This is a genomic window from Streptomyces sp. URMC 123 (assembly GCF_051386515.1).
Classification (GTDB): Bacteria; Actinomycetota; Actinomycetes; order Streptomycetales; family Streptomycetaceae; genus Streptomyces.
Genome location: NZ_JBPQTV010000398.1, coordinates 1 through 5,240, shown reverse-complemented (window position 1 = coordinate 5,240; position 5,240 = coordinate 1). Strand labels below are relative to the sequence as shown.

The window sequence follows — 5,240 nt, the reverse complement described above, 5'->3', positions numbered from 1 at the left end:
GTTCCGGGCGGGCGGGCCCGGCGGAGGCCCCGCCCGCCCGGAACACCGCACCCGCCGGCCTCGGTTGGCAGCCGGCGCCCACCGGCAGCGACGCCCGCTTCCGCGGCCTCGCGGCCGTCGACCGCGCCACCGCCTGGGTGGCGGGCTCCCGTGGCACCGTGCTGCGCACGCTCGACGGCGGGCGCACCTGGCGAAACGTCTCACCGCCGGGAGCGGGCGAACTGGACTTCCGGGACGTCGAGGCGTTCGACGCCCGGCGCGCCGTCGTGCTCGCCATCGGCGAGGGCGACGCCTCGCGCGTCCTCCGTACGGAGGACGGCGGCGCCACCTGGTCCGAAACCTTCCGCAACCCCGACCCCCGGGCGTTCTACGACTGTCTGGCCTTCTTCGACAGCCGGCACGGGCTGGCCCTGAGCGACCCCGTGGACGGCCGGTTCCGCCTGCTCTCCACCGCCGACGGCGGCCGGACCTGGCAGCCGGTGCCGACGGCCGGCATGCCGCCCGCGCTCGCCGGTGAGGCGGGCTTCGCGGCGAGCGGCCAGTGTCTGGTGACGGCCGGTCCGCGGGACGCCTGGATCGCCACGGGAGGCGCCGCCACGGCCCGCGTCCTGCACTCCGCCGACCGGGGCCGCACCTGGACGGTCGCCGAGTCGCCCGTCCCGGCCGGTGACCCGGCCCGCGGTGTGTTCGCGCTGGCCTTCCGGGACCGGGCGCACGGCATCGCCGTCGGCGGCGACTACCGCCCGAACCAGGACTCCCCCCGGGCCGCGGCGGTCACCGGCGACGGCGGCGCCCACTGGGCCCCGGCCCGCCGCCCGCCGGCCGCGTACCGCTCCGGGGTCGCCTGGCTCCCCGGGTTCCGCACGCTCGCCCTCGCGGTGGGCCCGTCCGGCAGCGACCTCACCCTCGACGCCGGGCGGACCTGGCACCGCTTCGACGCGGGCTCGTACGACACGGTGGACTGCGCGCCGGACCTCGGCTGCTGGGCCGCGGGCGCGAGCGGCCGGGTGGCCACGCTCGGTCCCGACCGCGCGCCGGAGTGAGCGCCCCGCGGCGCGCGGACATCCGCATCGCCACCGTCCGACGTGACGCCAACACCGCCACACCCCGTCCGACGTGACGTCCACACCGCCACCCCACATCCGACGTGACGTCGACACCACCCCTGTCCGACGTGGCGTCATATGCCGTAAAACAATCTAAAATCCACCACAATCCCTCCAGGGGCCCGCCAGGAAGACGCTGGAGCAGCGATGTCCCGTCCCGCCACCCCGACCGGCCCCCTGCGCGGTGTCATTCCGCCGCTGTGCACCCCCCTGTCCCCCTCCGGCGATGTCGACACCCGCTCCCTCCGCGCCCTGGTCGAACGGCAGATCGAGGCGGGCGTCAGCGCCCTGTTCGTCCTCGGCTCCAGCGGCGAGGCGGCGTACCTCGACGACGACCGGCGCCGTACGGTCGTCGCCACGGCGGTCGAGGCCGCCGCGGGCCGGCTGCCCGTACTGGCCGGGGTCATCGACATGACCACCGCCCGCGTGCTGGCCCACGCCCGTACGGCCGCCGCCCTGGGCGCCGACGCGCTCGTGGCCACCGCGCCCTTCTACACCCGGACGCACCCGGCCGAGATCGCCGACCACTACCGCCGCGTCCGTACGGGCGTCGACCTGCCGCTGTACGCCTACGACATCCCGCTCGCCGTCCACACCAAGCTGCCGGCCGACACCGTGCTCGCCCTCGCCGCCGACGGCACGCTGGCCGGGCTCAAGGACAGCAGCGGGAACGACGGAGAACTGCGCCGGCTGCTGGTGCGGCTGCGCGCGTCCGACCGGGGCGGACAGTTCTCCGTGCTCACCGGCTCCGAGCTGGCCGTGGACGGCGCGCTGCTCGCGGGGGCGCACGGCGTCGTCCCGGGCCTGGGCAACGTCGACCCGCACGGCTACGTACGGCTGTACGAGCACGCCCGCGCCGGACGCTGGGCCGAGGCCGCCGCGGAGCAGGACCGGCTCGCCGCGCTCTACGCCATCACCGACGCCGCCGACCCGGCCGCGATGGGCCGCAGCTCGGCCTCCCTGGGCGCCTTCAAGGCCGCGCTCCACCTGCTCGGTGTCATCGACTGCCCCGCGACCGCCGCACCGCAGACCCCGTTGGACGGGGCGGCGGTCAAGGCCGTGCGGCATCTGCTGGAGGAGGGCGGGCTGCTGTGAGCGCGGCGGGCGACGGCCCGGCGCGGCGCTGGTACCGCGAGGTCACCGGCCGGCAGTGGAAGGCCCTCTTCGCCGCCTGGGTCGGCTATGTGCTCGACGGCTTCGACTTCGTGCTCATCAGCCTGGTGCTCACGGAGATCGCCGCGGACTTCGGGCTGAGCACCGTGGAGTCGGCGAGCCTGGTCTCGGGCGCGTTCATCACCCGCTGGCTCGGCGGGGCGCTGCTGGGCGCCCTGGGCGACCGCCACGGCCGCAAGGCCGCGATGGTCGCCAGCATCCTGCTGTACTCGCTGGGGACGTTCGCCTGCGGATTCGCCTGGGACTACACCAGTCTGTTCGCCGCCCGGCTGCTGGTCGGCACGGGCATGGCGGGGGAGTACAGCGCGAGCGCCACCTATGTGCTGGAGAGCTGGCCGGTGCGGGTGCGCAACCGCGCCTCCGGCTTCCTGATCTCCGGATACGCGTTCGGCACGGTGCTCGCCGCGGAGGTCTACCAGTGGGTCGTCCCCGGGCTCGGCTGGCGCTGGATGTTCTGGATCGGGGTGCTGCCGGTCCTGGTGGCGCTGTGGGTGCGGCGGGCGCTGCCGGAGGCGGGGGACTGGAGCAGCGAGGTGGGCGGCGCCGCGGCACGGCCCAACCCCTTCCGCCCCCTGTTCACCGGGCGCGGCAGAGCCGTACTGAACACCGCTCTCGCCGCGGCCGCGAGCGGCTCGCTGTTCTGTGTCTTCACCCCCGTCGCGGCCGGGGCGGGACCCGTACTGGTGCCGGCCCTGTCCCTGGTCGCGGCCGGCGCCCTGCTCGCCTTCGCCGCCCAGCTCGGCGGGCGGCGCGGCTGGGTGCTGTACGTGTCCCTGACACTGACCGTCTTCTGCGCGTTCCTCTACAGCTGGCCGGTGCAGGCCCTGCTGCCCACCTATCTCAAGACGGAGCTCGGGTACACGCCCGGCCAGGTCACCGATGTCATGTACTACGCCGGGTTCGGCACCATGGCCGGCTGCTGCCTCGCGGGCTTCGTGGGGGACCGGCTCGGCACCCGCCGCGCCTACGCCCTCACCCTGACCGCCTCGCTCGCCTTCGTCTTCCCGGTCTTCGCCGTCCGTGACAGCCTGGTCGCCCTCGGCGCGCTGCTCTTCTGCATGCTGGCGCTGAGCCAGGGCATCTCCGGCATCCTGCCGCGCTATCTCGCCGGGCACTTCCCCACCGCCACCCGCGCCGCCTCGCTGGGCTTCGTCTACAACACCGGTGCGCTGGGCGGGGCGGTGGCGCCCGTGCTCGGCGCGCACCTCGCCGGGACGATGCCGCTGGGCCGGGCCCTGGCCGTCCTCGCGTTCGGCCTGACGGCGGTGGTCGTGGTGCTGGTCGGCGGCGACGTTCCGCACCGGCTGCACCGGCTGGTCGACCGCACCGCCGACGGCGACCACCTCGGTTCCCCGTCACTGTCAGTGGCGGGGGATAGCGTGGAACGGACGAGCGAGGAGGAGCAGCGATGGTCGCGGCAGAGACGGGCGCCCTGAGGGGCGCGCTGAGAGTGCGGGAGCGCGTGCGCGCCTTCGCCCTGGAACTCCCCGGCGCGGTGGAGGAGTTCCCCTGGGGCGAGTGCGTCGTCAAGGTCAACAAGAAGATCTTCGTCTTCCTGGGGGCGGACGAGGGCGAGCGCCCCCCGGGGATCACGGTCAAGCTCAAGGACCCCCAGGCGCACGAGCACGCGATGGCCGCGCCCGGCGCCGCGCCGGCCGGTTACGGGCTGGGCAGGGCCGGCTGGGTGGCGGTGCCGCTGGCCGAGCCCGGCGCGCCGGGCGCGGAGTTGCTGTGCGACTGGGTGGAGGAGAGCTATCGGGCCATCGCGCCGAAGCGGCTCATCGCCGAGCTGGACGGCTGAGGCGCGGACCGGGAAGCGCGCCGCCCGAGCGGGCGAGGCGGCCGGGCCTCTCCGGCGGCGTGTGGTGCGGCGCGTCCCGCGCGTGGCGGGGTCTTGTGCGGCGGAGGGCGCCTTCTTAACATCCCTGATGTTACATCAACGGTGTCACACCGAGGGGGGCTTGACCGTGGCGGGAGCCGGAGATGCCGGAGACGCCGGAGGAGCCGGCCGCGACCCGGCGGCGGGTCACATCGGCCCCCTGGCCGGCGTGCGGGTGATCGAACTCGCCGGCATCGGCCCCGGCCCCTTCGCCGCGATGCTCCTCGGCGACCTCGGGGCCGATGTCGTCCGGGTCGACCGGCCCGGCGGCGGTGAGCTCGCCGTCGCCCCGGAGGCCGATGTCATCAACCGCAACAAGCGCTCCGTACTGCTCGATCTCAAGTCCGCCGAGGGCCGGCGGGCCGCCCTGGACCTGGTGGCCCGCGCCGATGTGCTCATCGAGGGCTACCGCCCCGGGGTCGCGGAGCGGCTCGGCGTGGGCCCCGCCGAGTGCCACGCCCGCAACCCCCGGCTCGTCTACGGCCGGATGACCGGCTGGGGCCAGGAGGGGCCGCTGGCCGAGCGCGCCGGACACGACATCGGCTATATCGCCGTCACCGGGGCGCTGGGCCTGAGCGGCCCGGCCGACGGGCCGCCCGCCTTCCCCGCCAACCTCCTCGGCGACTACGCGGGCGGCTCGCTCTATCTCGTCGTCGGCGTGCTGGCGGCCCTCCACCACGCCCGGTCCACCGGGGCGGGCCAGGTCGTCGACGCCGCCATCGTCGACGGAACCGCCCATCTCACCACGATGATCCACGGCATGCTGGCCGCCGGCGGGTGGCGGGACCGGCGCGCGGCCAACCTCCTCGACGGCGGCTGCCCCTTCTACGGCACCTATGAGACCTCCGACGGAGGCCACATGGCGGTCGGCGCCCTGGAGCGGCGCTTCTACGACGCCTTCCTGGACCGGCTGGGCATCGCCGACCGGGCCCCCGCCCGCGAGGACCCCGAGCGCTGGGACGAGCTGCGCACGCTGATCGCGGACCGCTTCGCGTCCCGCACCCGCGCGGAGTGGACGGCCGTCTTCGAGGACTCCGACGCCTGCGTCGCCCCCGTGCTCTCCCTGCGCGAGGCCCCCGCCC

General features: G+C 75.3%; 5 protein-coding genes. All 5 read left to right on the top strand.

Annotated elements, in window-relative coordinates; genetic code table 11:
* A partial coding sequence (locus ACSNOD_RS28050; RefSeq protein WP_436769873.1) for an oxidoreductase occupies nt 1-1,043 on the top strand: 1,043 nt, incomplete at its 5' end.
* A gap of 210 nt (nt 1,044-1,253) precedes the next feature.
* Nucleotides 1,254-2,201: a dihydrodipicolinate synthase family protein gene (locus tag ACSNOD_RS28045; RefSeq protein ID WP_436769872.1), complete on the top strand. Its 948-nt coding sequence runs from the start codon at nt 1,254-1,256 to the stop codon at nt 2,199-2,201.
* Nucleotides 2,198-3,715, top strand: coding sequence for a sialate:H+ symport family MFS transporter (locus ACSNOD_RS28040; RefSeq protein ID WP_436769871.1), 1,518 nt, complete (start codon nt 2,198-2,200; stop codon nt 3,713-3,715). The genes ACSNOD_RS28045 and ACSNOD_RS28040 overlap by 4 nt, the downstream gene beginning before the upstream one ends.
* Nucleotides 3,688-4,080: an MmcQ/YjbR family DNA-binding protein gene (locus ACSNOD_RS28035; RefSeq protein WP_436769870.1), complete on the top strand. Its 393-nt coding sequence runs from the start codon at nt 3,688-3,690 to the stop codon at nt 4,078-4,080. The genes ACSNOD_RS28040 and ACSNOD_RS28035 overlap by 28 nt, the downstream gene beginning before the upstream one ends.
* A gap of 127 nt (nt 4,081-4,207) precedes the next feature.
* Nucleotides 4,208-5,240 (top strand): CaiB/BaiF CoA transferase family protein (locus ACSNOD_RS28030; protein WP_436769869.1); only part of this gene is annotated, 1,033 nt, incomplete at its 3' end.

What these genes read in the sequence shown, in the direction of transcription:
- ACSNOD_RS28045 (WP_436769872.1), top strand. Translation starts at nt 1,254, where the DNA reads ATGTCCCGTCCCGCCACCCCGACCGGCCCCCTGCGCGGTGTCATTCCG.
- ACSNOD_RS28035 (WP_436769870.1), top strand. Translation starts at nt 3,688, where the DNA reads ATGGTCGCGGCAGAGACGGGCGCCCTGAGGGGCGCGCTGAGAGTGCGG.